Source organism: Mammaliicoccus lentus (assembly GCF_002902755.1).
In the GTDB taxonomy this organism is placed as follows: Bacteria; Bacillota; Bacilli; order Staphylococcales; family Staphylococcaceae; genus Mammaliicoccus; species Mammaliicoccus lentus.
Window position 1 is genome coordinate 66263 of sequence record NZ_PPRS01000066.1, and the last position, 24099, is coordinate 90361.

Here is a 24099-nt window from a genome sequence, read left to right on the forward strand (position 1 = left end):
TATGGTATATTATGGTCATAGCGTTCGATAAAAACAAAAGGGGATGTTATGCATGCAAATATTAGGAAAAGGCTATGAAAATGATCATCATTACTTTCATGTCATAACAAATCAAAACCATTTAATCAAAGTGAGAGTACCAGATGATATGGATGATGATGAATTAAGATATTTATTAGAAGCGGTTTGTAATGATTATGATGAAAGCCATTAAGAATATTTACTATAAAGATTGAGTTCGGGACCTAGATCCTAATTCAAAATAAATAAGCATATCACTTAACTGATTATCTCAGTTTGAAAGTGATATGCTTATTTTTTATTAGTTATATTTAGGTAACGGTTTTTTGAGTTTTTTTCCATAATATAAATTCAACTATTGCTACAATCACTAATGAAGCTCCAAACAACGGCATTATTATGCCTAACAACACTAGTGGTATTATTAATCCAAGTGACCACTTTCCTTTAACAATTGGAGGAGCACCAAAGGTACCAGTTTTTCGTCGTTTCATCCAAGTGATAAAACCTAATACTATGCCACCTATGAATGTGATGCAAACTAGTAAATTCATTACTTTATTTGCTGTACCGAATAGATGACCTTCGTGAAGGGGAATACCATAGCTAAACCATTTCCCTACAATTCCATAATCTTGATAGTCAACTTTACCTAATTGTTTGCTAGAATATTGATCATAATAAGCAGTAGTTTCTTCTTTAGGTGGAACGTCTAGACCAGTTACACCACTGTTACTGCTTTTAGAAACAGTGAAGACACCATCTTTATCTCCTGGATATACTACTGAGAAGGGTTCTTTAATACCATCTTGTTTACTTTGAGTTATAATGTTCTCTAAGCTTTGTTGACCATTTGTACCAATCATACTTGTTGAATTACCATGATGCTCTGCATGTGCATCCTTTTCCGATTTCGGTTTTTCTTTAGTTCTAGTTGCCCAAGGTAATTCATTATCCTCAGATTTTGGAGGGTTAGATTTTAATGCTGTATATCCTAACTTTGGATGATCTTCTGCAAACTGATTAATTTGTTTCCCCATAAACGCCGACCAAGGTAAGCCTGTTAAGACGACTATAAAAATAGGTATAGCTATGATTAATCCAACTATTGCATGTAGTCGTCTATTAAATAAGAATGCGTTTTTCTTTTTAGTATTCTTTAATGCTTTTGATTTGAAAGTTAAATAAACACCAGATAATATCATAAAGATTGTCCAACATGCTGCTAATTCAACTAAATAATTTACGATTGTACCACCAACAAATAAAGAGCTGTGCAATTCTCTAAGTACATTTGAATAAGTGAATTTAGCATTTTGATTAGCCACTCTTTGATTATGTTCATCTAAAAATATGTATCTAGAGTCTCCTTTGTCATTACCGATTGTGACACGGTTATTGTAAGGTTCCTCCATAATACTTATTTTTTTGATTTCGTATCCTTTATAAACTTCTTGTATTTCTTTAACTGCACCATCTAATGATTGATGACCTTTTGTTTCGCTATTTGAGAAAAATTCATCCTCATATATATGATTCTCTACATTGGTAAAAAATAAATAACCAATGCCTGTTAAAGATAAAGTTAGAAGTAAAGGCGTAATAAAAAATGCTGCATAAAAATGTAAACGTCTTAATGGGTTATAAACTTGTTTCACAATAACATCCCCGATTTCTTTATTTATTCTCGCCTAGTTAAAGGTATAACTTCAAGAAAATAAATACAATATGAAAAAGTGGAAAATTATGAAACTTTAGTGAATTTAGAAAAAGCCATGTAATAAATGTATCCAAAATGTAATATTAAAACACTCTAAAAATTCAGAATAAAATGTTAAAATTGAATAAATGAGATGAGGTGAATTACTGTGCTTACAAATGTAACTTTAATCAATGACAAAAAAAGTCGAAAAAATATAATAAATAAATTTTATAAAGGCTTAAATCAAGAAAGTATTCACGAAGCCGTTATAAGTTTAGAAGAAAGAAAACATCAAAATTTTGAGCATGGTGAAGTTTACTTTCAAGGCGATCTTAGTTCGGAAGAACAACAAGATTTAAATTTAAGTAAATCAGACGGGTTATTTATTATTAATGAGGATAATAAAAAGTGTGGAGCAATTGTCCCTTTACAACTTATTGTCCAATATTTAGCATCTAATCAAGAAGTAATTGCTAAAGAAAAAGGGTTAAGTATTATACAATTGGAGAATATTATCGATCGTTTAGAGTTAACTCTAAAATCAGAAGGTTTATAAAATACAAATAAGTCACGATTTCGTGACTTTTATTTTTTTAGAATGGAGTGTTAAATATGTACGAAGCAATTATTTTCGATTTTGACGGTACAATTATAGATACAGAGATTCATTTATTTAATACACTAAATAAGCATATTGAAAATTATAAAAATCCACCTATATCTTTAGATGAATATAAAGCCTCAATCGGATCAGTATCAAAAGAATTAGATGAAAAAATATTTAATGCACTAGGTTCAGAAATTGCATTAAAAGAAATGTTTGAAGATCATTATAAAGGCACATACAATTTACCACTAAAACCAGAAGTTAAAAAATTATACGATTATAGTGTGGAAACTAATTTGAAGATGGGTATTGCTACTAGTAGTTACAAAAAAGATATAATACATAACGTTGAACGTTTAGAATTGAATAAAAATATAAATGTTATAAAAGGAAGAGAAGATGTAGCATTTGTAAAACCTAATCCGGAATTATATATTCAGGCAGCTCATGAATTAAACGTAGAACCTGATAAGTGCTTAGCAATTGAGGATACACCTAATGGAGCTCAAGCAGCTGTTGATGCTGGAATGGACGTTATTGTTATAACACATGATATTACAGAAGACTTGGACTTTAGTCATATAAATATTTTAGATAAGAATGTAAAGGCTGAAGAAATTATAGAACGTTATCTTGAACGAGCATAAAATAGGTTTTATTTAATAGTTTAAATCTAAGATTAATTTAATCCCAACGTATATTGATTAATGTTATAATAAATTTACTAATGACATTTAGAGGTGTTGCATGAATAACGAACAATATAAAGCAGTTGTTTATAAAAAATTGTGGTTTATAAACAATAAAGAAAAAGAAGTTGCTACAGAGATGCTAAATAGCAATGAAAATCTATTAGAGCAACATGGTAAACCTAGTCATTTTGTTTCTAATTTTCTTGAGAAAGAAATTATAGATAAAGCTAAACCACCGAGTTCAATAGATAAAGCTATGACGTTAGGTGGACTACTATTTGGTAATGTCCTCATGGTAGGTATTCTCATTACGGCAGCATTGTTAATATTAGGTACATTCACTTTATACTTTACAAAACCATTAAGTGAGGCGCTATTATTTCAGCTACTCTACATCATTCTAGGTGTCGTATTACTTTTCATTGGTTATAAAGGCATAAAGTGGGTAAATGCTTACTTCACAAAAAGAATACTAATAGCCAAATGGCTCAAAGATTTATCGTAGCATATGTAGGGGGTGTCATGAATGAGTTTATTATATTTTGACGAGTGGCGTGAAACACGAGCAACTATAAGATATATAGCACAAATAATGGGTAAGTGTTGTATAGAAACAAAAGAACCAGAGCCACTATATAAACATGTCATGCTGACAGTTAATCAAGTGGGTTTATCAACAGGTGTATTACAAAGTAATGGTCATGAATTTGAAATAACTTTAGATTTATTGGATCAAACATTGGTTGTGAAAGTAGACAAAGAAGAGCACTCATTACTAATAAAAACAGGACAAACAATTCAGGAATATTATGAATTTATTTTCGAAATATTAGAAGAACATGATATAACAATTAAAATTAATACGAAACCTTATAGTATACCTTATGAAACAACATTAGATAAGGATGATAAAGAACGTACTTTTAATCCTAAAATAGCTTATCATGCACTTCGCTTGATGCAACAAGCACAATACGATCATTATCAATTTCTACATTCAAGAAATATTAAAGATGTAAAAACAGGTTTATTCTGGGATAAATTTGATGTTACTTCTATTTTTTATGTTGAAGGTAATGATGAATATACAGTTTCATTATGTTATTATTTTGGAGATAAGTATAGAGAGTCACCATACTATGTTCTGAAGATTAATCCATTTAAAAAAGATAAAATAAATTTAAAACAAGTTGAACCCTCTTATGCTGAATACAACGGTAAAGATGGTAGCTTTTTAATTTATGAAGAAGACTTAGAAAGTATTATGAGAAGAGATGAAGTATTACTAACTTTCTTTAATAGTGCTTATCAAGCTTTACTTTCTGGTGTGAGTAGTAAATTAACAAAATAATAAAATGCATTTTAAAGAGAGTGGGTAATGAGTCTAATTTTATTATAAGATTTCATGTGCCCACTCTTTTTTAAATCCTTAAATGATATTTTTGGTAGTGTATGAGTCTTAAGGATTCACCAAACTTTTTACTAATCAGATGATAATCTTGATCTATATTGATAGTATTATTATTCTTGAATTTTATTTCTGTATGATATGACAATGGTTCAATATGTTGTATTTGCTTAGCATTGATTAACATATAATCAAAGTGAGATTTTGATGTAGTAGGGAATAGAACAAAGTCTTGTGTAGCGTAAATCATGAGAGGAATAAGTTTATGAACTTTCAAAATATATTTAGCATATTGTTCGCGAGTGCGCATATTAGCACCCTCAATTTTTAAAGCATCGTCTATAAGGGTTTTAACAGAAAGGTTAGTGTATTGGATTGGATGCTGTATATATTCTATTTGGTATTTATATATAGGATTTTCTGAACGTTTAAAAAAGGTCATGTCTGCACAAATTAATGTCTTCAGTAACTACACCTCCTAACACTTAATATTTTATATATAAATGCTGACAGTGTATAGCTCATTGTTAAAATCTAAAATAAGAATTCCGATTTCAATTTTTCTCTAGTTGATTTTCTATATCTTTTAATTGATGAAGGACTCTTATTCATATATATGCTTATTTCGTTTGTAGAAAAACCTTGTAATGTTAAATTGAGCCAAGTCAACTCCTCTTCATTTAAAATATCCAATAAACTATATAATTCATATTGATAAAAATCACTGTACGATTGATCAAGTAGTGTATAATCAGACGTAGGCAAAAAACGGTTTATTTCTTTAATATTTCTTCTTAGACAATCGATTAAATAATACTTTAACTTTAAATAAATGTATTTTTCCTGATTTGTAGATTTCGATTCATCATAGGATTTTAATAAATCCCATAGTTTTATAACCATAAGTTGAAAGTAATCATCATAATGATATTTAATTTGGTGTTGATGCAAAAGATGATGTATCATCTTTTCATATTTTTTATAATTCAAATTGAATTGCTTGTCTAACATGGTTGCCTCTTTTTGTGGGCATGCACACTAGTATTTCCGGATGTAATAATTATATATATTTTAGGAACAAGCGTTTAATTTGAAAACAACATATATAAAGGTCTAATATAGATTAAACAAAATAAAACGTAAATTTACGTAAAAAATATAAAAATATAGCCGAAATAAAACATAAAAAAGCACATTAAAAATTATACGTTTAAATGATTTACAATTGCCATAATAACGTGTATATTTGGATATATATGGACATATGTTTTATTGGGGCAAAGACTAGGAGGTTCATCTTATGGATTATGAACACTTAAATTTAGAACATTTTTTTGCGAGAAACAATGAACTAAATAATATTAGAGATAATGCTGATTTTGTAATGATTAACAATGTAAACCGATTTATGAATTATAGAAATGGCGAAGAAGAAGGAACGATTAATCTAAGTCATTACAACTATAAAAATAGATCAGCTGCAATGTCATTTATTTTCATGGACTATACACCTTATAAATAAGCAAACATGCTTTTATAGTATGTCTGCTTTTTTTATTTGAATTGAAATATAATAGTAATTAAAACTTAATAATTTAAATTTTGAATATTCCGTTGTAATCCTTTAAAATATAAGAGGTAAACTTTTTAAAAATAGTTAATCAAAATGATATCGGTTATAAGTTTACAAATTTAGAGGTGAAACGATGAAGAATGCCAGGCTAGAAACAATTAAAAATATAGTCGTATTATTATTAGTTTTAGCAATAATTGTTGGCCTGTTCTATTATTTAATTTCAAATCATTTAAAGTTTTACGAAGTAGATAAACAAGAAGAAAATGTAGAGGTACCACTAACTTTAAGTAAAGCCGTTGAAAAACAATATAAAAATGATACGAAAATGCAGGTAGCAACAGAGTCAGGCAATTGGAAGAATGCGTCAAGAAGTGAAATACATGATGTAATGGATGTTGAAAAGATACTAAATGATAAAAAACAAGTTTATCAGTTTTTAAATTTATCAGAGTATCAAGGTATTGATGAAAAACGATTCCACCACATGCTAAGAGAAAGAGGAGCACTTGAGAAATACTCAAATCAATTTTTAGATGCTGCTAAACAAGAACATGTTAATGAGGTGTACTTAATTAGTCATGCTATTTTAGAAACAGGTAATAATAAGAGTAAACTAGCTAATGGTGTATTATTAACGGATAAAGGAAAAGTGACAAATTCTAAAGAAGAATCTGATGGTAAGAAATACTACAATTTCTATGGTGTAGGCGCATTAGATGAAGATCCAATAGGTACTGGAGCTAGATATGCTAAGAAAAAAGGTTGGGATACCCCACATAAAGCAATATCAGGCGGTGCTAAGTTTATTCATGATCACTATTTATCAAATCCAGAGCAAAATACTTTATATAGTATGAGATGGAATCCTGAGAAGCCAGGTGTACATCAATATGCAACGGATATTAAATGGGCACAAAGTAACGCACGTATTATTGCAGAATTCTATTCAGATTTAAAAACAGAAGGTAAGTACTATATTGTTTATAAATATAAAGATACTGATAAATCACTTTCTATAAAAGAATTAGATAAAAAATTAGAACAAGAAGAGGTTAGAAAATAAAGTCTAACTCTATAAAAACAGCCAATCCAGGAAAATGCACTAACCCCATGATGTGGGAGTAAAATAAAAACACTTTCGTTGAATTCATATTAAAATGAATTTATACGGAGGTGTTTTTTCTATGAAAAGAGTGGCATATTCAGTTGAAACAAAATATAAAGTAGTAGAAATGAAACTCAAAGGATTTAGCACAAGAGAAATAATGGATACTTTAAATATTAAAAATGAATCTCAAGTTAATAAGTGGTGGAAATGGTATAGAGATGGTGAAACACATAGGTTTAATCAACAAGTGGGTAAACAATATTCCTATGGAAAAGGTATAGAAGAGTTAAGTACTGTTGAATCGCTCAAATTTCAATTAAAGCGCAAAGAAGTAGAAAATGAAATTTTAAAAAAGTACAAGGAATTGGAAAGGAAGTGGTCCCAGAAGTAGTTGTTGAATTAGTAAATGAATTAAAATCTAAATATACAGTAAAACTCATTTTAGAAACTTTAGATATTCCAAAATCAAATTATTACAGATGGAAAAACAAAGATTTCAGTATATCTGAGGATGAACGTGAAATTATAGAATTATGTAAGAAACATCGTTTTACGTATGGCTATAGAAAAATAACTGCCTTATTAAATAGAAAAAATAATAAACCAATTAATCACAAAAAAGTACAAAGGATTATGCAAAAACATAATTTAAATTGTAAAGTACGAATGAAGAAATCGAAAAGACCAGGGAATGCATATTATAAGACACATAATCTATTAAATAGAAACTTCAAAGCAGAGAAACCTTTAGAAGTACTTTTAACAGATATCACTTATTTACCCTTCGGGAATACAATGTTGTATCTTTCATCTATCATGGATGCTTACAATGGTGAAATTGTGGCATATAAAATCGGTAATAAACAAAATCAAGAATTAGTAAATGAGACATTAAAACAACTTCAATTGGAACCAGGTACTATATTACATAGTGATCAAGGAAGTGTGTATACTTCTTATGAATACTATGCCCTATGTACAGAAAAAGGCATTACCAGAAGCATGTCCTGTAAGGGAACGCCAGCTGATAATGCCCCAATAGAATGTTTTCATGCCTCTATAAAGTGTGAAACATTCTACTTAAACAGTGAGCTTAGATGCTCTAATACCATTGTAATAGATATTGTCGAAAATTACATTGAAAACTATAATAAAATTAGAATTCAACAAAAACTAGGCTACTTATCCCCTATAGAATATAGGAAATTAGCAGCCTAGAAAATAGTGTTTTTATTGAGCTCCCTTAGTAAGGGTGCAGTGCCAAAAGGATTGGCTGTTTTTTATATGATAAATCAATTTTAGTAGAAGATAGTGTCCATGTGAGCTAAAATATCATGCTTAATCCGATAAGAGTATGTCTAGATAGCAACAGATGCCTAATATCGAAACACTTGATATAAGCGTATTGTTAGTCCAATTATATACTGCTAATATAATTAAAAAAGTCCGAGACATATTATATATGCCTCGGACTTTCTATCGTTATATTATGATGCTTCTTCTGAATTTGAACTTTCAGAAGATTTCTGATCAGAAGATTGCTCTTTTTGTAAGTCTTCTATTTTCTTAGCATCTTTTGCTTCGTCTGGAATTTTAATTTCATCTATATCATTGATTTTATCATAAGTAACTTTTGTCTTGATGTTTGCTGTATCTTTGTCTTTTTTAAGTTTAGAATCTAAAATATATGATTCAATTTCATTATCTTTATTTACTTTAAGAACTGCATCACCAGAAACGTCATCAATTTGATCTTCAAATTGTTCAAGTTGGTCTTTATTACCTGATGAGCTAGCTAATTTTTTGAAGTCTTCTTTATTTTTGATGTTATATTTTAATTCATATCCATCATCGACTTTTTTAGCTTTAGCATCCTTGAATCCATCTAATGATTTAACGTATTTTTCATAGTTTAATTGATCTAATGAACTGTCTATATCCATGTTATCTACTTGAGATGATAAATCTATCCATTGATCGTTCGCTTTAGCTACCATTTTTTTACCTTGTACGTAAATCGTCATTTCTTGACCGGCTTGATTTGTTACTAGTTTTGCTGTTTCTTTTTCGTCAACATCCATGCCGACTTTGACTTTTTGTGATTCACCGTCTTTAGGTTTCATTGCAATCGCATTATCTGTATGATAACTTTTAACGTCTTTAGCATTGTCTTGTAAATCAGATATTACTTGACTAGCACTTTTAGTTTCTTCTTTTTTTTCAGTTTTCTTTCCTGAATCATCATCACCGCTATTTCCACAAGCTGCTAATAATAGAGATGAAGATAAAAATAAACTGCCTAATACTCTGAATTTCATTTGGCTTCCTCCCTTGTTTTAAACATGGTAACATTAAATATAATTTAATTGCAAAAATTATTATATTTATGTCCATTTTATTACATTTATTTAAGTTTTTTCTTGGGTGAAAGTATTAATATTGCAAGAAATGCAACGAGTATTTTTAATATAAATTTCATTTTATCACTCCGAAAGTGTTTGTGGTTGAGGTTCCTTTTGCTTACGTTTAGTAGGATCTAATTTTCTTTCTATATACCCTAACACAATATCACTTAGTACTGCTAGTAAAGCTGTTGGAATTGCACCAGCTAGGATAAGTGATGTACCGTCTGTAGCATTTGTACCTCTAATGATTATATCACCAAGGGATGAAGAGCCGATGAATGATCCTATAGCTGTAACACCTATTGCGATTACAAACGCAATTCTTATACCACCAATCATTACGGAAAGTGATAATGGTAGTTCGACCATCGTTAATACTTGTTTAGAAGTCATTCCCATACCTTTACCTGCGTCTTTGATTCCGCTATCTACGTTTTTAATACCAGTATAAGTATTTTTGATGATAGGGAGTAGGGCATATAGGAAGACAGTCATAACAACTGTATTTGAACCCAATCCCATAACTAGCATTAAAATAGCTAATAGTGCTAAAGCAGGTACGGTTTGTATGATATTTGCTAAAGTTATGATGAAACCTGATAATTTAGAATATCTTGCAATAATAATACCTAAAGGTACACCTACTATAACCGCAAATAATACGCCATAAACAGAAATGAGTAAATGGTCTAAGAATAGTTGAAAAATATAACCACCATTATACTTATAGTATTCAATTAATTGTGTTAATACATTTCCATTAGTCAATTTACTCACCGTCCTTTTCGTCGTCAAAATAATTATGTTTCTTAAGGAATTCTTCAGCAACTACAGCTGGTTCTTTTAAGTTATTATCAGCTTCGTAGTTTAATTTTTGCATTTGTTCAGTTGAAATTTTTCCTTCAAGTTTTTTCATCGCTCTATCTACATAAGGTTTTTCTTTAATTAATTCTTCAGTAACTAGAGGACTTGCATCATATGGAGGGAAGAAACGTAAGTCGTCTTCTAATACAACTAAGTCATAACTTGCGATTCTACCATCAGTTGTATATCCAAGGACTACATCCATTTTTCCAGTATTTAATGCATCATATACTAAACCGATTTGCATAGGTCTTGTACGTTTGAAGTCAAAACCATATTTTTCTTTGAAAGCAGGATAACCATCACCAGGTCGTTTCATCCAAGAAGAGTCTACGCCTGCCTCTAATTTATCTGCAACATTTTTCATATCTGATACCTTTTTAAGGTTATATTTCTCAGCTGTTTCTTTTGTAACCATCATGGCATAAGTATTTTCGAATCCATATGAACCGTACCATTTTTGATTATAATCTTCATCGAAAGCTTTTCTTACAACTTTCAAAGCTTTATCAGGATCTGTAATAGGATCCATGTTTAAAGCGCCAGTTAAATCTGTACCTGTGTAACGTGCACTGGATATATTAGCGTCACCTGTATTCATTGCGTTGAATGTAACAGTTGAAGAACCTAAATTATTAATCATTTGAATATTATTTTCGTTAACATTATCTTTTTTTGCTTCATGTTCAATCATTAGTCTATCTATATGACCTATTATTTGTGATTCACTTGTGTTTTGCATTCCGATTTTTACAGAGTTTTTATCACCAGTTCCTCCAAGAAAAGGTAGGGAACATCCGGATAAAATTACTGTTAGCGTAACTATCGGAATAAACAATTTAAAATATTTTTTCATGTTTATGTTTCCTCCTTATCTTGAAACTTTTAATCCTTTAGGTGTAACCCATTCTTCGAATTTAGAAAGTACAAAATCCATAATTAGCGCGATTGCTGTAACCGCAATTGCACCACCGATTATTAGGTCTGGTTGATATAGGTTTAACCCGTTAAAGATAAAGTCACCTAAACCACCTGCTCCTATGAAACTTGCTAAAGTTGCCCAACTGATAGCATATACACTAGATAAGCGTATACCACTCATGATTACAGAAATGGCTAGAGGGAGTTCAACCATATACATGTCTTGGAATTTAGTCATTCCCATACTAATGCCGGCACCTTTAACGTTTTTATCAACATTATTAATGCCTATGTACGTATTGTTTAGAATAGGTAATAAAATATAAATAAATAATGCAATAATTGCAGGTAATTTACCGACCCCTAAGAAAGGTATCATAATTGCTAATACCGCTAAAGATGGTACGGTTTGTAGAACACTAGCTATTGACAATACTACTTTGGCAAGTTTTTTCGTTCGTGTTAACACGATACCTAAAGGTATTGAAACCACCATTGCTAGTAAAAGCGCAACGAAAGAGATATAGAAGTGTTCTATTGTTTTTTGAAATAGTTCTTGTCCATTAACTTGAAGAAATTCTATCACAATTGTTCACTCCTTATTTAATATCACTTGTTTTTGCTTCTTCTTCATTTAATCCCCAAATTGAATCATAAACTATATCAACAAGGCTAGCTCTTGTTATAACACCTTTGATTAAGTTTTGGTTATCGACAACAGGAATTAATCTAACGTTTCTCTTAAGTATTGTACGCACTGAATCTTGAAGCATCGTACCTGTTTTAACAGTGTAAACATTTCGGTCCATCATATCGATAATATCGCTACCTTTTCGATAGCCTTCATTTAAGTCTACAATGTCAATACAACCTACTAATTTACCTTTGAGATTCGTAACAAATAGAACATCGACACGTCTATCACGCATTAATGTTACAGCTTCGTCTATTGTTTTTTCAGAAGTAATTGTAATAGCACTAATCATAGCGTCATCTACAACTTTTAAGTTAGGTCTATCTTGTATCAATCTATTTTGACCGATAAATTCACTAACGAAATCATTAGCTGGGTGTTTAAGAATGTTATTAGGTGTATCAAATTGAACAATTTCTCCTTCAGACATGATACAAATTCTATCTGCTAACTTAATAGCTTCATCCATATCGTGTGTTACGAAGATAATTGTTTTTCCTAGTTTATGTTGTAGCGTTTTGACAAGATCTTGGAGTGTATCTCTCGTAATAGGGTCCAAGGCACCAAACGGCTCATCCATAAGGATAATGTCTTGATCTGCTGCTAGCGCTCTAACGACACCTATACGTTGTTGTTGTCCTCCAGATAATTGAGAGGGATATAAATCTAAATAGCTTTCAGGTAAATCAACTAAATTAATAAGCTCTTTTGCTTTCTTTTCTTTTTCTTCTTTATTCCATTTTAATAATTTAGGAACTAGAACAATATTTTCGCGAATTGTCATATGTGGCATTAAACCAATTTGTTGAATGACATATCCTACACTTCTTCTTAAACTTACTGCATTCATCTTGCTTAAATCTTTCCCGTTTAAAGTGATTGTTCCACCAGTGGGTTCAATCATGCGATTAATCATTCTTAAAGCAGTAGTTTTACCGCTACCACTCGTACCAATAAATGCTATAAATTCACCAGATTCAATTTCCATACTGATACTATCTACAGCTTTTTTACCGCCACGATAAACTTTAGTTAAGTCTTGTATTGATAACATAACACTTCTCCTTTATTTTAATATGTAAAATAACAACGTTTATCATTATAGCATATTATTTGCATATTTATAAAATTTACATGTGCTAAGGTTTTTGAAAAGCGAATATTATAAAAAATAAGAAAATTTATAAAAAGCGTAAAATCGCGAAAAAATATTAAAGTTAGAATATTGTCATATATGTAAAGAATAAAAAAGTGACAAGAAATCGTATGCTAAAATCTTGCATATAGTGCATGGACAATAGTGTTTAAGGCATATTACGGTTAGAAATTTGAAATGAGGTAATAATATAATATAAAGAATAGAGAAATCATACATTTATTTTAAATACTAATGGTAAAATTAAAGTATTATAAACTGTGTTATTTTGGAGGAGAAAAATTTGAAAGTAGCAATTATAGGTATGGGAACTGCTGGCGTAAGCACTTTAAACCAATTGACTAAACATAAAAATTTTAAAAACATCACCGTGGATATTTTTGATAGTTCAGAAGACATGGGGATGGGGAAGCCATTTCAAAATGATAGCGATCGTTTACTTATTAATCTTCCGGCTAATCAAATGTCATTAGATCCAGATGACGAAAAAGATTTTAAAAAATGGTATAAAAACAATGACATTTTTGATTATGGAAAAGCAAAGTATTTACCAAGATTAATTTTTGGTCATTATATGAAATCTATTTTACATAATATTTTAAACAAATATGATAATATCTTCGTTCACAAATACAAAGTTGATAGTTGCTATGTTGAAGAAATTAAAGATGAGCGAGGACAATATAAAATAGATATTTGTTATATAGAAGATAATGAAGCGGTATGTCAAAAATATGATTATGTTTTTATGACGATTGGAACTTTACCTTACAAAGATCCTTATAAATTAAAAGGTGTGAAAGGATATATAGAATCACCTTATCCAACTGTACAATCTTTGAGAGGCGTTAAAGAAAATGACGATATTGCTATTATTGGTACTGGATTAAGTTCAGTTGATGTTATTCGATATGTTATGGAAAACCATAAACAATTTCCGATTGTAGTGACTTCTAGACATGCTCAGTTTCCTACAGTTCGTGGTATTAATCATCATATTAAATTAAAGTATATTTGTGTTGAAGAAGTAGAAAAAATCAAAAAAATTCATAAAGGAATAGCACCATTATTTGAAATAGAAGAATTGTTTAAAAAAGAGTGTGCATATCAAAATATTGATTTAAAGAAAATGTTACATCGATTTAAAAAAGATAATGTAATCAATATAAAATATGATTTAAAGCATGAAGACGAAGTTGGGCACTTCCAATCCTTTGTTGAAGAAGTAAAACATAATATGATTCCACTATGGAACGCAATGACTATAAAAGATAAAGAAACATTTTTATCTAAATACGGTCAGCATTTTAAAAGAAACGCTAACCCCATGCCACAATCTTCAGCTAAACAATTAATTGAATGGATAGAAAGTGGAGATGTAGTTGTAAAAGAAGGATTAGAAAACGTTCGTAAATATTATGGGAAATTTAGACTAAAATATAAAAATAGTGAAAATGAAGATAGTTATCACTATGTTATTAATGCAACAGGTCCTAAAATGCATTTATCTGAATTAAATGAGGATGAGCATTTTATAAAAGGTTTAGAAAATAAACAAATCATTGCGCCTCATCCTTTTGGTGGTATTTTAGTAGTGCCATATTCTAATGAAATAATTAGCCCTAAATATGGAACAATGCCAAATTTAAAAGCAATAGGACAAATTACAAGTGGTGTAAATTTTGATGTTAATGGCGTTTCATTATTAGTGGATGAAACAGTTAGAGCCGTTAATGATTTATATATTGAACTAGAAGAAAGAAACTTAAAAAATAATAATAAAAAGAAAAAGTCGAAAAAGAAGAAAAATAAATAAATATATTAAATTTAGTAATATATTTGTAAACCATACTATTTTAGTATAGAATATGGTCATCAGTGATTACTGATGATTATAATTTAATAATATTCTTTCGGGGCAGGGTGAAATTCCCAACCGGCGGTAAATCAAGCCCGCGACCTGCATTTGCTTAGCATTTGTGGCTGATTCAGTGAAAATCTGAAGCCGACAGTATAGTCTGGATGGGAGAAAGAATAGACGAAGCGTATACAATACGCTTATTTCGTTATACAAAAATGTTTTTGTCTTTAATCTATTAAAGGCTTATTTCTTGATACATTTTTTACTCCCAAGACACCGAAATGTTAATTTTCGGTGTCTTTTTTTCATTTTTAGGAGGTATATAAATGAATCAATATTTAGAATTTGCTATTCAATTAGCTGAACAATTAAAAGGACAAACTAGTACGAATCCCTCTGTTGGTGCTGTTATCGTAAAAGATAATAGAATTATCGGTTTTGGTGCTCATTTAAAAAAAGGTGAAGCACACGCCGAAATTCAAGCACTTAATATGGCTGGTAAAGAAGCAGAAGGTGCAACAATATATGTTTCTCTTGAACCGTGTTCACACTATGGTTTAACACCGCCGTGTTCTAAAGCAATAATAGAAAGTGGTATTTCTAGAGTAGAATATGCTGTGAAAGATGGATCACTGAGTAAAAGTGGACACGATATGCTTGAAGAGGCAGGAGTAGAAGTAATACATTCGCCTTCAAGTAGAGCGGAGGAATTATATAAAGAATTTTTTATTCAACAAAAGAAGAAGACACCTTTTGTAACATTAAAAATATCAACTAGTCTAGATGGGAAAGTTGCTACTGATTTTAAGGAAAGTAAATGGATTACATGTAAAGCAGTGAAAGAAGATGTACTTCATTTAAGAAGTGAAAATGATGCAATTATTACGGGTGGCGGCACAGTGAGAGAAGATAACCCGCTACTAACATCACGAAAACCAAACTTCAAAGAGCCAAAACGCATTGTTTTATCCCAACAGTCTTCTTTCGATGAAGATTTACAAATTTTCAAAGATCGAGATAATCCTGCAATAGTAGTAACAAACCACCCAAATTTTGAAATTAAAGACACACAAAATATTGAGTTATATAAAAGTGATTTATCAAATTTAGAAAACATGCTTCAACTTCTATATAAATTAGGTTACGCGAGTGTTTTAGTAGAAGCAGGACCAACACTTGTTAGTCAATTTATAGAACAAGATTTAGCTGACCAATTAATTATTTATCAAGCCCCGAAAGTAATTGGTGGTCAAGGCAAATATCAATTTTATCAAACAAATGATGTTTATCCTTTATCCAAAATTAAACAGTTTAAATTTATATCAACAGAAATCATTGACGAAGATCTTAAATTAATTTTAAGAAAGTAGTGAGTGTATGTTTACAGGAATAATTGAAACAGTAGGTACGATTAAAAATGTGAGCACAAAAAGTGGTGTAAAGTCATTATCAATACAAGCTCCAGAAATATGTGATGATTTGTCACTAGGAGATTCAGTAAGTGTCAATGGTGTTTGTTTAACTGTTACAGAACGAAATGATTCATTATTTAAAGTTGAAGTAATTACAGGCACAATTTCTGTGACATATTTAGAAAATCTTACGGTAAATGATCAAGTGAATCTGGAACGTGCAATGTTAGCGAATGGAAGATTCGGAGGACATTTCGTTAGTGGACATGTTGATGGCAAAGGTATTATAAAGCGCATCACTAAAAGAAATGATGAATGGTTAATCGAAATTAATGTAGATGAATCATTATTAAATCAAATGATTGATAAAGGTTCGATAACTGTAGATGGAGTAAGTTTAACGATATTCAAGTTAAATCAAAATTCATTTGAAATTCATCTCATACCTGAAACAAGATTACGTACGATTTTTGTAAATAAAAAACAAGGTGATTCTGTACACATAGAAACGGATTTATTGTTTAAATATGTTCAAAAAATAACGAATCAAAATAACAGTCAATTATCACAAGAAAAATTACTGAATTTTGGATTTTAGGAGGCTAACTATGTTTGATAGTATTGAAGCGGCATTAGAAGATTTGAAGTTAGGCAACCCTGTTATTGTAGTGGATGATGAAGATAGAGAAAATGAAGGCGACTTAATAGCAGTATCAGAATATTTAACTGTTGATACAATTAATTTTATGGCTAAATTTGCTAGAGGATTAATTTGTGCGCCTATTAGTCAACAGATTGCAACTCAACTTGATTTACACCTTATGACAAGTACTAATGATAAATTCAAAACAGCTTTTACTGTAAGTGTTGATCACATATCTACAACTACTGGTATTAGTGCATTTGAAAGAACGGATACAATTAAAGCGTTAAACAGTGAAAGTTCCGGCGATGCTTTTGTTAAACCAGGACATGTTTTTCCGTTAATTGCGAAAGACAATGGTGTGCTTGAAAGAATAGGGCATACGGAAGCTTGTATAGATTTAGCAAAATTAACTGACGCAAAACCAGCTGGTGCAATTTGTGAAATAATGAATGATGATGGAACTATGTCTAACCGTGAAGAACTATATACATTTAAATTAGAACATGATTTGAAAATGATAACGATAGAAGACTTAGTAAAATATAGAAAAAAACATGATCAAATCGTACAATTTGAATCGAAAATTAAATTGCCAACATCTTTTGGAGAATTTGATATGTATGGTTTTTCATCACAATTGGACGACAAAGAATATTTAGCGATTACTTCAGGTGACATAAAAAATGATACGAACGTTCGTATTCATTCAGCTTGTTTAACTGGAGATATTTTTCACAGTGCGAGATGTGATTGTGGTGAACAACTTGAGTATGCGATGAAATACATCAAAGAGCATGGTGGTATTATTTTATATTTACCACAAGAAGGTAGAGGTATTGGTTTAATTAATAAATTAAAGGCATATGAATTAATTGAACAAGGTTACGATACAATCACAGCTAATAAAGCTTTAGGGTTTGAAGCGGATTTAAGAGATTATACAGAAGCTATTCATATATTGAAATATTTTAATATAAATCGTATTAAACTGATTAGCAATAATCCAGATAAGTTTCAACAGCTAAACGACTTAGGTATTACAATAACAGAACGAATACCAGTAGTGATGAATCCTAACGTTAATAATCAATCTTATATTGATACAAAAAAAGAAAAAATGGGTCATTTATTATAATTGAAATGGAGAGAATTTAAATGAAATTTGAAGGTAAAATGAATGGATCAGAATTAAAAATAGCAATTGTAGTAGGTAGATTTAATGATTTTATTACAGGAAGACTATTAGACGGTGCAAAAGATACTTTAATTAGACATAATGTCGAAGAAGAAAATGTACATGTAGCTTATGTTCCGGGTGCTTTTGAAATTCCATTAGTAGCTAAAAAATTAGCTAACTCAGGGAATTATGATGCTGTCATTACATTAGGCTGTGTAATTAGAGGCGCAACAACACATTATGATTACGTATGTAATGAAGTAGCAAAAGGCGTATCTAAAGTAAGTGATACAACAGATATACCTGTTATCTTTGGTGTTATAACTACGGAAACAATAGAACAAGCAATAGAAAGAGCAGGTACAAAAGCTGGTAATAAAGGTGGAGATGCAGCTCTAGCAGCTATTGAAATGGCTAACTTATTAAAAAATATAGAAAAAACAATATAAAATAGTTCATAAAAAAACTCCTAACATGTTGGTTATAAACCGATGTATTAGGAGTTTTTCTATTAAATATAATTAAAACCGTGTAATGATTATTGTTTTATTTGTTTTTCTTAAACAATGCAATACTACCAATTGTTAACAATGATGCAGCTGCAACTCCTGCCGCTCCCGTGATAAATGTCTTTTTGTTTTTTGCACTGAATATATCTAATAGCATTAGATTAATATTTTGAGGTCTCTCTGCTAAACGGCGCATGAAATAACCGAACCAATCTTCCCCGAATGGTACATACATAGTAAAGTTGTATCCTTCGTCAGCTAATTCATATGCATAGTCAGTTCTGAAACCGTATAGCATTTGGAATTCAAATGAATTTTTATCGATATTATGGTTTTTTACAAATTGTTTAACATGATTAATAATGTTGTGATCATGTGTAGCAATAGATGTAAAAGCATTAGCCGTTAACAGTCTGTGTTCAATTAACTTTATATAATTTCTATCTATTTCTTCTTTAGTTTGATAAGCGATGTGAGAGCCTTCTTTATAAGCACCCTTTACTAAGCGAAGCCTTAAATCTTGATACTTATCCATAATATTCATTGCGTCGTGTAAGTATGCTTGAATTACTGTGCCGACATTATTGAATTCATTTTTCAATTTATCAAGTATTTCAGTAATGCCAACTAAGTCTTCAAATTTTTCAGCATCTATGTTAACAAATGAATTATCAAATTCTTGAGCTTTTAATAAAATTTCCCGAGTATTTTGATAAGTAAAATCTTTATCAATATTAATCCCTAATTGTGTTAACTTAATTGAAACATGTGCTTGAATATTAGCGTTATAACATCGTCGCATTATTTCGACGATATTTTGTTGTGCTTCTAAAGCTTCATGGCGTGAAGTTACAAACTCACCTAAATTATCTAACGTACAAGAAATTCCTCTTTCATTTAATTTCTCTACTGTATCGATTGTTGAATCAATATCAACTCCCGCTACAACCTTTTTCGCACCAAGTGCAGGACCCATTCTCTTAGCTGATTCATTCATAAACTTATTGTTAGATAATGCAATAAAAAAATCTTTAACGACAGGCATAGCAAGTCCTCCTTAATCAAATATCTTCTTTCTTTTATTCTATCATGTATAATATAATTTAGTTAAGCGTTTTCATACCAATAAAATATATTTTTACACTAATAAAAGAAAAAGACATAAAAATAACATAAATAACAACCTAGAAAAGGGTGTTATTCTTTAATTTGATCCATTGTAGGAGAAATTGGTTCAGATGCTATGCTAATGGCATGAGGGAGAAACGTAAGTATTAGAACAGATAACAAGAATTTTTTAAAGAAACGCATAGGTTAATGCTCCTTTAAATCATGACGTTGTTTACATTTTCAATATAACATTCGATTATGAAGTTGTTGCGAAGTTAATGTTAAGATTCAATTTATACAATTATTAATTTAATGTTAAGATATGGTTTAAATCTTTAGAATAACTTAATAAAACATAGCCATGTCACGTGTTACAATGTATGAGAATAGAATTGTTAACAAAGGAGTAATCGTTATGTTTAGGGATATGGCGTTTTATATATTTGGGAAACCGTTAGATAGCTTTTTACAGTTATTCGTATTTGAACCTATTTTAATAAGTGTTATTGCAATTTTAATAGCTATGATAACAAAGAAATCGTGGACAGTATTTGTAACAGTTATTGTATTAAATTTAATAGATAACTTTTTATTAGTAACATATCAATTTAGTGGACAGGGGCTTGGAATAATCCTATCTCAAAATGTATTGTTCTTCTTCCAAAAATTCTTCTCAATGTTCTATGAAATTATAATTTCTTATATCGTTGTTAAGTTACCGTATATGCACAGTAAATTTAAAATTGCTTAAATTAAAAAGGGAGTGGGACAGAAATCTCATTTTAATAAATAGATTTCGTAGTCCCAACCCGGCAAGGATGACTAGGATTGGAAAAAGCTTGATATAAGCGCATTTTCAATCCAGTCAGCTACTGCCATTATAATAAAAGAGGCTGAGACTTGTATTAATGTCACAGCCTCTTTTTTTTTATTGTGAATGTTGCAAGACGAGGTGCACGTGCAACATAATGTCTCCGAATGTTGCAAGACGCGGTTCACGTGCAACGCAAGCAACAACTTCAATTTATCGTCTTCATCTTCTGTCAGTGCATGTCAAAAACTATTGATTCTCTTTATATATTTTTCCCTTTTCTATATACGATTGATTTATTCTATCTAATTCTTCATAGTCTTTGTCTGTTAATTCTCTTACTACTTTTGCTGGTCTACCAAATGCCAATGTGCGCGGAGGTATTTTTTTGCCAGGTGGTACTAGTGAACCTGCGCCAATGAATGCATATTCTCCAATTTCAGCTCCATCCAATATAGTAGAATCCATTCCTATCAGTGCATTTTTTCGAATAATGCTAGAGTGCAATGTAGCTTTATGTCCTACTGTAACATTATCTTCTATTATTAATGGTTGATCAGGACTTTGGTGTAGACAACTTAAATCTTGAATATTAACACCATTGCCTATTTTTGTAGGTGCTACATCACCTCTAATAACAGCATTGAACCAAACTGAACTTTCTTTACCTATTTCAACATCCCCGATAATTGTGGCATTTTCTGCAATATAACTACTAGAATCAATTTGAGGTGTTTTGTTGTTAAAAGATTTTATCATTCAAGATTCTCCATTCTTTTAAAAAAATTTGTTATACTAAGTTTAACAAAAAAGTAGCTATTTAGGTAAAAGGAGTAATATATTATGTGGAAATGGGAAACTGAAAAAGAAGCTAAAGGTATTGTAGTAATCGTACATAATATGCTTGAACATACTGGACGTTACGCGTTCGTTATTACAAAGCTACGTAGAGAAGGTTACCACGTTATTATGGGTGACTTAAGAGGTCAAGGACAAACTTCAAGAGTACATAGAGGGCACATAGATGATTTTGAAGAATATCATGAGCAAGTTTTAGAATGGTTATCAATAGCGGAGGAATACCATTTACCTGTTTTCACTTTAGGCGTTGGATTAGGTGGATTGATTCTTTTAAATTTATTAGAGAAAGTAGACTTAAAAGTTGAAGGTGTTTTACTTATTTCTCCATTAGTAGCTTTTCAACAAAATATTTCGACAAGAAGAAACTTTTTAGCTTCTAGCTTCGGTACAGTTGCAAAAGATGCAAAATTTGACGCTGGAATTACTATTGAAAGTTTAACTAGAAATAAAGAAGTAATCGATGATACAAATAACGATGCTTTAATGCTTAATAAAGTTAGCTATCATTGGTATAAGACAATTTTAGAAACGATGAAGACGACAATGGAAAATCTTCAACATATATCATCTATTCCATTACTATTGATGTCAGGTACAGAAGATAAAATTGCTGACTTAGATTCTATTAAATCAGTAGCAAGACACATTAATACAAATGAGCTTTATTATAAATCTTGGCATGGTTTAAATCATGAAATACACAATGAGCCTGAACGAGAAAATGTCATGAGATACTTGATATCATTTATGAATAACCGAATTCATTACGTAGGCTTACTTATAGAAGATAAAGAATAAGAAATAATAATCATACATAATAAGATTTAAACCTATCATTGTGGGTATATTATATTTATATGACACACTGGAGGAGAGCTTATGGGATATAAAGAGGGCGATATAAGTGACTTAATCTTATTAGATGATATTCAAAAAAATATAAATAATATTTTTGATAATATTGAAGAGGAATTTCAAATTGAAAAAGAAGAATTTTTAACATTAGTAGTTTTATGGAACAAAGGTTCAATGAGTTTAAAAGAATTGGACGAACACATTGATATCAAACCATATAAAAGAACTAGGTTATATAATAATTTAGTTAAAAAAGGTTGGATTAAAAAGACAAGGCCGGAAGATGATGAAAGAACAGTTATCGTAGAAGTTAATCAAGAGTTTGACGAGCATAAAAATGACTTAATTAAATATGCTTGTGAGGAAATTAAAAAAAGACAAACTTTGTTTGAAGAGCAATTCAAATCTATAGTTAATACATGTAATATCTAAACGAAACTACATATACTTCCACTTATTTAATTTATAAAATGTAAAAAGAGTCCGGGACATGAATTTGTTTCGGGCTCTTCTATTATATTAGTTGTAGTTGAGCAAGGGGATAAAAGTTCATTCTTAAGTTAATGTTATAGTTAATCCAATAAGGAATAATAGCTCTTGTTTTATAAGTTATATTCAAAAAAGAGGCTGGGACATAAATACGTGTCTCAGCCTCTTTTAATATAATGGCAGTAGCTGACTGGATTGAAAATGCGCTTATATCAAGCTTTTTCCAACCCTAGTCATCCTTGCCGGGATGGGACTACGAAATCTATTTATTAAAATAAGATTTCTGTCCCACTCCCTCTTCCTACGATTAGTCAAGTGCTTAAGTTTAAAATAGTCATCACTTAATAAGACCGTCCAATTTTATTTTTTTGAATAAGGTGTTAGACTATATGTGATTATACGATTTAATGTGGGGACATTTTGTAATCGTATAGTTTATGTTTCATTATTAAATAATGAAATGTTTTTAATAGTCGATTAATACATGCGACAACAGCAGTCTTATGAGATTTCTCATTAGGCTGCTTTCTTAATTTATAGTAATAATCTACAATATGATTATTATAACGATGTTGTCCACGAATAATATTCATTATTACCAAAAATAATAAGCGTCTCGCCTTTTTATTACCGCGTTTATTGATGGTATCTCTATAATGTGTCCCACCAGATTGATATCGTTTGATATCAATTCCTACAAAAGCATTTAATTGTTTATTTGATTTGAATCGAGATATATCTCCAAGCTCACCGATTATCATGGCTGCAGTTAGATCTCCAATTCCTGGTATAGAATAAATAATTTCAAAGCAGTCAAGTTCTTGAGCTAATTGAATCATTTCTTTATCTAATTGTGATAATTGTCCAATGGACTTTTTCAATTTTTGAATTAATAATTGTGCTTTTTTAACTAGGAACGAAGATGAATTGACGTTAGGGTAACTATCATTCGCTAATTTAAAAAGTGTTTCTCCATAACTTTCTGCTTTTCGTTGAGATAACCCTTTATCTGTAGATTTTAAAATTGTAGAAATGATACTTTCCATATCATTCTGTTGAACAAAATCAGGATGAGTAAATATTTCAGCGATATTTAAGGCAATCATTGAATAACGGTTTTTAAATAGTTTTTCTAAGCCAGGAAATGTTTGATGAAGTATCTCAATAATTTCAACTTTCAATCGATTTTGTTCATTTTCGAATTCTAGATGAAA

General features: G+C 30.2%; 27 protein-coding genes and 1 riboswitch. Of the genes, 16 read left to right on the top strand and 11 right to left on the bottom strand.

Features of this window, described 5'->3' with window-relative positions:
- The first annotated feature begins 52 nt into the window (after window positions 1-52).
- Window positions 53-214 (top strand): hypothetical protein, encoded by a 162-nt coding sequence (locus tag CD135_RS13080; protein ID WP_017001124.1) that lies wholly within the window; start codon window positions 53-55, stop codon window positions 212-214.
- 118 nt (window positions 215-332) lie between these two features.
- Here CD135_RS13080 and CD135_RS12220 read toward each other — a convergent pair whose 3' ends face one another.
- Complete coding sequence (locus CD135_RS12220; protein ID WP_103269551.1) at window positions 333-1679, bottom strand: PepSY-associated TM helix domain-containing protein; 1347 nt, start codon at window positions 1677-1679, stop codon at window positions 333-335.
- A gap of 210 nt (window positions 1680-1889) precedes the next feature.
- Between CD135_RS12220 and CD135_RS12225 the strand changes: the two genes are divergently transcribed.
- The 4 genes from CD135_RS12225 (at window position 1890) to CD135_RS12240 (ending at window position 4373) form a co-directional block, all read left to right on the top strand.
- Window positions 1890-2279, top strand: a complete 390-nt coding sequence (locus CD135_RS12225) for a hypothetical protein (RefSeq protein WP_064205317.1) — start codon at window positions 1890-1892, stop codon at window positions 2277-2279.
- A gap of 56 nt (window positions 2280-2335) precedes the next feature.
- Window positions 2336-2977 carry an HAD family hydrolase gene (locus CD135_RS12230; RefSeq protein WP_064205318.1) on the top strand — a complete coding sequence of 214 codons (642 nt, stop codon included), beginning with the start codon at window positions 2336-2338 and terminating at the stop codon, window positions 2975-2977.
- 100 nt (window positions 2978-3077) lie between these two features.
- The gene (locus CD135_RS12235) at window positions 3078-3527 is read left to right on the top strand and encodes a hypothetical protein (RefSeq protein ID WP_103269552.1); all 450 of its coding nucleotides are present in this window, start codon (window positions 3078-3080) and stop codon (window positions 3525-3527) included.
- A 21-nt stretch (window positions 3528-3548) separates the two neighbouring features.
- On the top strand, window positions 3549-4373 hold the full coding sequence (locus tag CD135_RS12240) for a DUF5996 family protein (RefSeq protein WP_103269553.1): 825 nt from the start codon (window positions 3549-3551) through the stop codon (window positions 4371-4373).
- A gap of 70 nt (window positions 4374-4443) precedes the next feature.
- Here the strand turns inward: CD135_RS12240 and CD135_RS12245 are convergent, their stop codons facing one another.
- Together CD135_RS12245 and CD135_RS12250 are read right to left on the bottom strand one after the other, a co-directional pair.
- The gene (locus CD135_RS12245; RefSeq protein WP_103269554.1) at window positions 4444-4872 is read right to left on the bottom strand and encodes a competence protein ComK; all 429 of its coding nucleotides are present in this window, start codon (window positions 4870-4872) and stop codon (window positions 4444-4446) included.
- 92 nt (window positions 4873-4964) lie between these two features.
- A complete protein-coding gene (locus CD135_RS12250) occupies window positions 4965-5441 on the bottom strand; it encodes a sigma-70 family RNA polymerase sigma factor (protein ID WP_103269555.1) in 477 nt (158 codons plus the stop codon).
- Window positions 5442-5730: 289 nt separating this feature from the next.
- Between CD135_RS12250 and CD135_RS12255 the strand changes: the two genes are divergently transcribed.
- The 3 genes from CD135_RS12255 (at window position 5731) to CD135_RS12265 (ending at window position 8332) form a co-directional block, all read left to right on the top strand.
- Complete coding sequence (locus CD135_RS12255) at window positions 5731-5952, top strand: hypothetical protein (protein WP_017000846.1); 222 nt, start codon at window positions 5731-5733, stop codon at window positions 5950-5952.
- Between the two features lie 184 nt (window positions 5953-6136).
- Window positions 6137-7069: a peptidoglycan release complex glucosaminidase SagB gene (sagB, locus tag CD135_RS12260; RefSeq protein WP_017000845.1), complete on the top strand. Its 933-nt coding sequence runs from the start codon at window positions 6137-6139 to the stop codon at window positions 7067-7069.
- A gap of 121 nt (window positions 7070-7190) precedes the next feature.
- Window positions 7191-8332, top strand: a protein-coding gene (locus CD135_RS12265) for an IS3 family transposase (RefSeq protein WP_103269556.1) whose coding sequence is annotated in 2 segments (ribosomal slippage) — window positions 7191-7461 and window positions 7461-8332 — 1143 coding nt in all. Because the reading frame shifts where the segments join, the coding sequence is not laid out codon by codon here.
- Window positions 8333-8601: 269 nt separating this feature from the next.
- On the opposite strand, the gene CD135_RS12270 is transcribed toward CD135_RS12265, so the two are convergent.
- The 5 genes from CD135_RS12270 to CD135_RS12290 all read right to left on the bottom strand — a co-directional run bounded on the left by CD135_RS12270 (window position 8602) and on the right by CD135_RS12290 (window position 13052).
- Window positions 8602-9432 (bottom strand): DUF6612 family protein, encoded by an 831-nt coding sequence (locus CD135_RS12270; protein WP_064205365.1) that lies wholly within the window; start codon window positions 9430-9432, stop codon window positions 8602-8604.
- 165 nt (window positions 9433-9597) lie between these two features.
- On the bottom strand, window positions 9598-10287 hold the full coding sequence (locus tag CD135_RS12275; RefSeq protein WP_017000843.1) for an ABC transporter permease: 690 nt from the start codon (window positions 10285-10287) through the stop codon (window positions 9598-9600).
- Window position 10288: 1 nt separating this feature from the next.
- A complete protein-coding gene (locus CD135_RS12280) occupies window positions 10289-11239 on the bottom strand; it encodes an osmoprotectant ABC transporter substrate-binding protein (protein ID WP_017000842.1) in 951 nt (316 codons plus the stop codon).
- A gap of 15 nt (window positions 11240-11254) precedes the next feature.
- Window positions 11255-11890 (bottom strand): ABC transporter permease, encoded by a 636-nt coding sequence (locus CD135_RS12285; protein ID WP_103269557.1) that lies wholly within the window; start codon window positions 11888-11890, stop codon window positions 11255-11257.
- Window positions 11891-11903: 13 nt separating this feature from the next.
- Window positions 11904-13052, bottom strand: a complete 1149-nt coding sequence (locus CD135_RS12290; protein WP_103269558.1) for a betaine/proline/choline family ABC transporter ATP-binding protein — start codon at window positions 13050-13052, stop codon at window positions 11904-11906.
- A gap of 385 nt (window positions 13053-13437) precedes the next feature.
- Between CD135_RS12290 and CD135_RS12295 the strand changes: the two genes are divergently transcribed.
- The 5 genes from CD135_RS12295 to ribH all read left to right on the top strand — a co-directional run bounded on the left by CD135_RS12295 (window position 13438) and on the right by ribH (window position 18699).
- Window positions 13438-14970 carry an FAD/NAD(P)-binding protein gene (locus CD135_RS12295; protein WP_103269559.1) on the top strand — a complete coding sequence of 511 codons (1533 nt, stop codon included), beginning with the start codon at window positions 13438-13440 and terminating at the stop codon, window positions 14968-14970.
- Between the two features lie 89 nt (window positions 14971-15059).
- Window positions 15060-15192, top strand: a riboswitch (FMN riboswitch).
- A gap of 149 nt (window positions 15193-15341) precedes the next feature.
- A complete protein-coding gene (gene ribD / locus CD135_RS12300; protein ID WP_017000838.1) occupies window positions 15342-16385 on the top strand; it encodes a bifunctional diaminohydroxyphosphoribosylaminopyrimidine deaminase/5-amino-6-(5-phosphoribosylamino)uracil reductase RibD in 1044 nt (347 codons plus the stop codon).
- A 7-nt stretch (window positions 16386-16392) separates the two neighbouring features.
- Window positions 16393-17025, top strand: coding sequence for a riboflavin synthase (locus CD135_RS12305; protein WP_017000837.1), 633 nt, complete (start codon window positions 16393-16395; stop codon window positions 17023-17025).
- 10 nt (window positions 17026-17035) lie between these two features.
- Window positions 17036-18208: a 3,4-dihydroxy-2-butanone-4-phosphate synthase gene (ribB, locus tag CD135_RS12310; RefSeq protein ID WP_103269560.1), complete on the top strand. Its 1173-nt coding sequence runs from the start codon at window positions 17036-17038 to the stop codon at window positions 18206-18208.
- A 20-nt stretch (window positions 18209-18228) separates the two neighbouring features.
- Entirely contained in the window at window positions 18229-18699 is a 471-nt protein-coding gene (gene ribH / locus CD135_RS12315; protein WP_017000835.1) for a 6,7-dimethyl-8-ribityllumazine synthase, read from the top strand.
- A gap of 97 nt (window positions 18700-18796) precedes the next feature.
- Here the strand turns inward: ribH and CD135_RS12320 are convergent, their stop codons facing one another.
- Window positions 18797-19804 (bottom strand): proline dehydrogenase family protein, encoded by a 1008-nt coding sequence (locus CD135_RS12320; RefSeq protein ID WP_167543686.1) that lies wholly within the window; start codon window positions 19802-19804, stop codon window positions 18797-18799.
- 480 nt (window positions 19805-20284) lie between these two features.
- Here CD135_RS12320 and CD135_RS12325 point away from each other — a divergent pair, with 480 nt between their 5' ends.
- Window positions 20285-20620, top strand: a complete 336-nt coding sequence (locus CD135_RS12325) for a hypothetical protein (RefSeq protein WP_064205370.1) — start codon at window positions 20285-20287, stop codon at window positions 20618-20620.
- Window positions 20621-20929: 309 nt separating this feature from the next.
- On the opposite strand, the gene CD135_RS12330 is transcribed toward CD135_RS12325, so the two are convergent.
- The gene (locus CD135_RS12330) at window positions 20930-21439 is read right to left on the bottom strand and encodes a gamma carbonic anhydrase (protein ID WP_017000063.1); all 510 of its coding nucleotides are present in this window, start codon (window positions 21437-21439) and stop codon (window positions 20930-20932) included.
- Window positions 21440-21523: 84 nt separating this feature from the next.
- On the opposite strand from CD135_RS12330, the gene CD135_RS12335 reads away from it, so the two are divergent.
- Together CD135_RS12335 and CD135_RS12340 are read left to right on the top strand one after the other, a co-directional pair.
- A complete protein-coding gene (locus CD135_RS12335; protein WP_103269561.1) occupies window positions 21524-22339 on the top strand; it encodes an alpha/beta fold hydrolase in 816 nt (271 codons plus the stop codon).
- Between the two features lie 81 nt (window positions 22340-22420).
- Window positions 22421-22828 carry a transcriptional regulator, SarA/Rot family gene (locus tag CD135_RS12340; RefSeq protein ID WP_017000064.1) on the top strand — a complete coding sequence of 136 codons (408 nt, stop codon included), beginning with the start codon at window positions 22421-22423 and terminating at the stop codon, window positions 22826-22828.
- Between the two features lie 461 nt (window positions 22829-23289).
- On the opposite strand, the gene CD135_RS12345 is transcribed toward CD135_RS12340, so the two are convergent.
- Window positions 23290-24099 (bottom strand): transposase (locus CD135_RS12345; protein ID WP_103269563.1); only part of this gene is annotated, 810 nt, incomplete at its 5' end.

Bases quoted from the DNA above. Each gene is read 5' to 3' on its own strand.
- CD135_RS12320 (WP_167543686.1), bottom strand. From the start codon at position 19,804: ATGCCTGTCGTTAAAGATTTTTTTATTGCATTATCTAACAATAAGTTT.
- CD135_RS12240 (WP_103269553.1), top strand. From the start codon at position 3,549: ATGAGTTTATTATATTTTGACGAGTGGCGTGAAACACGAGCAACTATA.
- CD135_RS12305 (WP_017000837.1), top strand. From the start codon at position 16,393: ATGTTTACAGGAATAATTGAAACAGTAGGTACGATTAAAAATGTGAGC.
- CD135_RS12330 (WP_017000063.1), bottom strand. From the start codon at position 21,439: ATGATAAAATCTTTTAACAACAAAACACCTCAAATTGATTCTAGTAGT.
- ribH (WP_017000835.1), top strand. From the start codon at position 18,229: ATGAAATTTGAAGGTAAAATGAATGGATCAGAATTAAAAATAGCAATT.
- CD135_RS12270 (WP_064205365.1), bottom strand. From the start codon at position 9,432: ATGAAATTCAGAGTATTAGGCAGTTTATTTTTATCTTCATCTCTATTA.
- CD135_RS12235 (WP_103269552.1), top strand. From the start codon at position 3,078: ATGAATAACGAACAATATAAAGCAGTTGTTTATAAAAAATTGTGGTTT.
- sagB (WP_017000845.1), top strand. From the start codon at position 6,137: ATGAAGAATGCCAGGCTAGAAACAATTAAAAATATAGTCGTATTATTA.
- ribD (WP_017000838.1), top strand. From the start codon at position 15,342: ATGAATCAATATTTAGAATTTGCTATTCAATTAGCTGAACAATTAAAA.
- CD135_RS12335 (WP_103269561.1), top strand. From the start codon at position 21,524: ATGTGGAAATGGGAAACTGAAAAAGAAGCTAAAGGTATTGTAGTAATC.
- CD135_RS12245 (WP_103269554.1), bottom strand. From the start codon at position 4,872: ATGACCTTTTTTAAACGTTCAGAAAATCCTATATATAAATACCAAATA.
- CD135_RS12230 (WP_064205318.1), top strand. From the start codon at position 2,336: ATGTACGAAGCAATTATTTTCGATTTTGACGGTACAATTATAGATACA.
- CD135_RS12290 (WP_103269558.1), bottom strand. From the start codon at position 13,052: ATGTTATCAATACAAGACTTAACTAAAGTTTATCGTGGCGGTAAAAAA.
- CD135_RS12255 (WP_017000846.1), top strand. From the start codon at position 5,731: ATGGATTATGAACACTTAAATTTAGAACATTTTTTTGCGAGAAACAAT.
- ribB (WP_103269560.1), top strand. From the start codon at position 17,036: ATGTTTGATAGTATTGAAGCGGCATTAGAAGATTTGAAGTTAGGCAAC.
- CD135_RS13080 (WP_017001124.1), top strand. From the start codon at position 53: ATGCAAATATTAGGAAAAGGCTATGAAAATGATCATCATTACTTTCAT.
- CD135_RS12250 (WP_103269555.1), bottom strand. From the start codon at position 5,441: ATGTTAGACAAGCAATTCAATTTGAATTATAAAAAATATGAAAAGATG.
- CD135_RS12340 (WP_017000064.1), top strand. From the start codon at position 22,421: ATGGGATATAAAGAGGGCGATATAAGTGACTTAATCTTATTAGATGAT.
- CD135_RS12280 (WP_017000842.1), bottom strand. From the start codon at position 11,239: ATGAAAAAATATTTTAAATTGTTTATTCCGATAGTTACGCTAACAGTA.
- CD135_RS12325 (WP_064205370.1), top strand. From the start codon at position 20,285: ATGTTTAGGGATATGGCGTTTTATATATTTGGGAAACCGTTAGATAGC.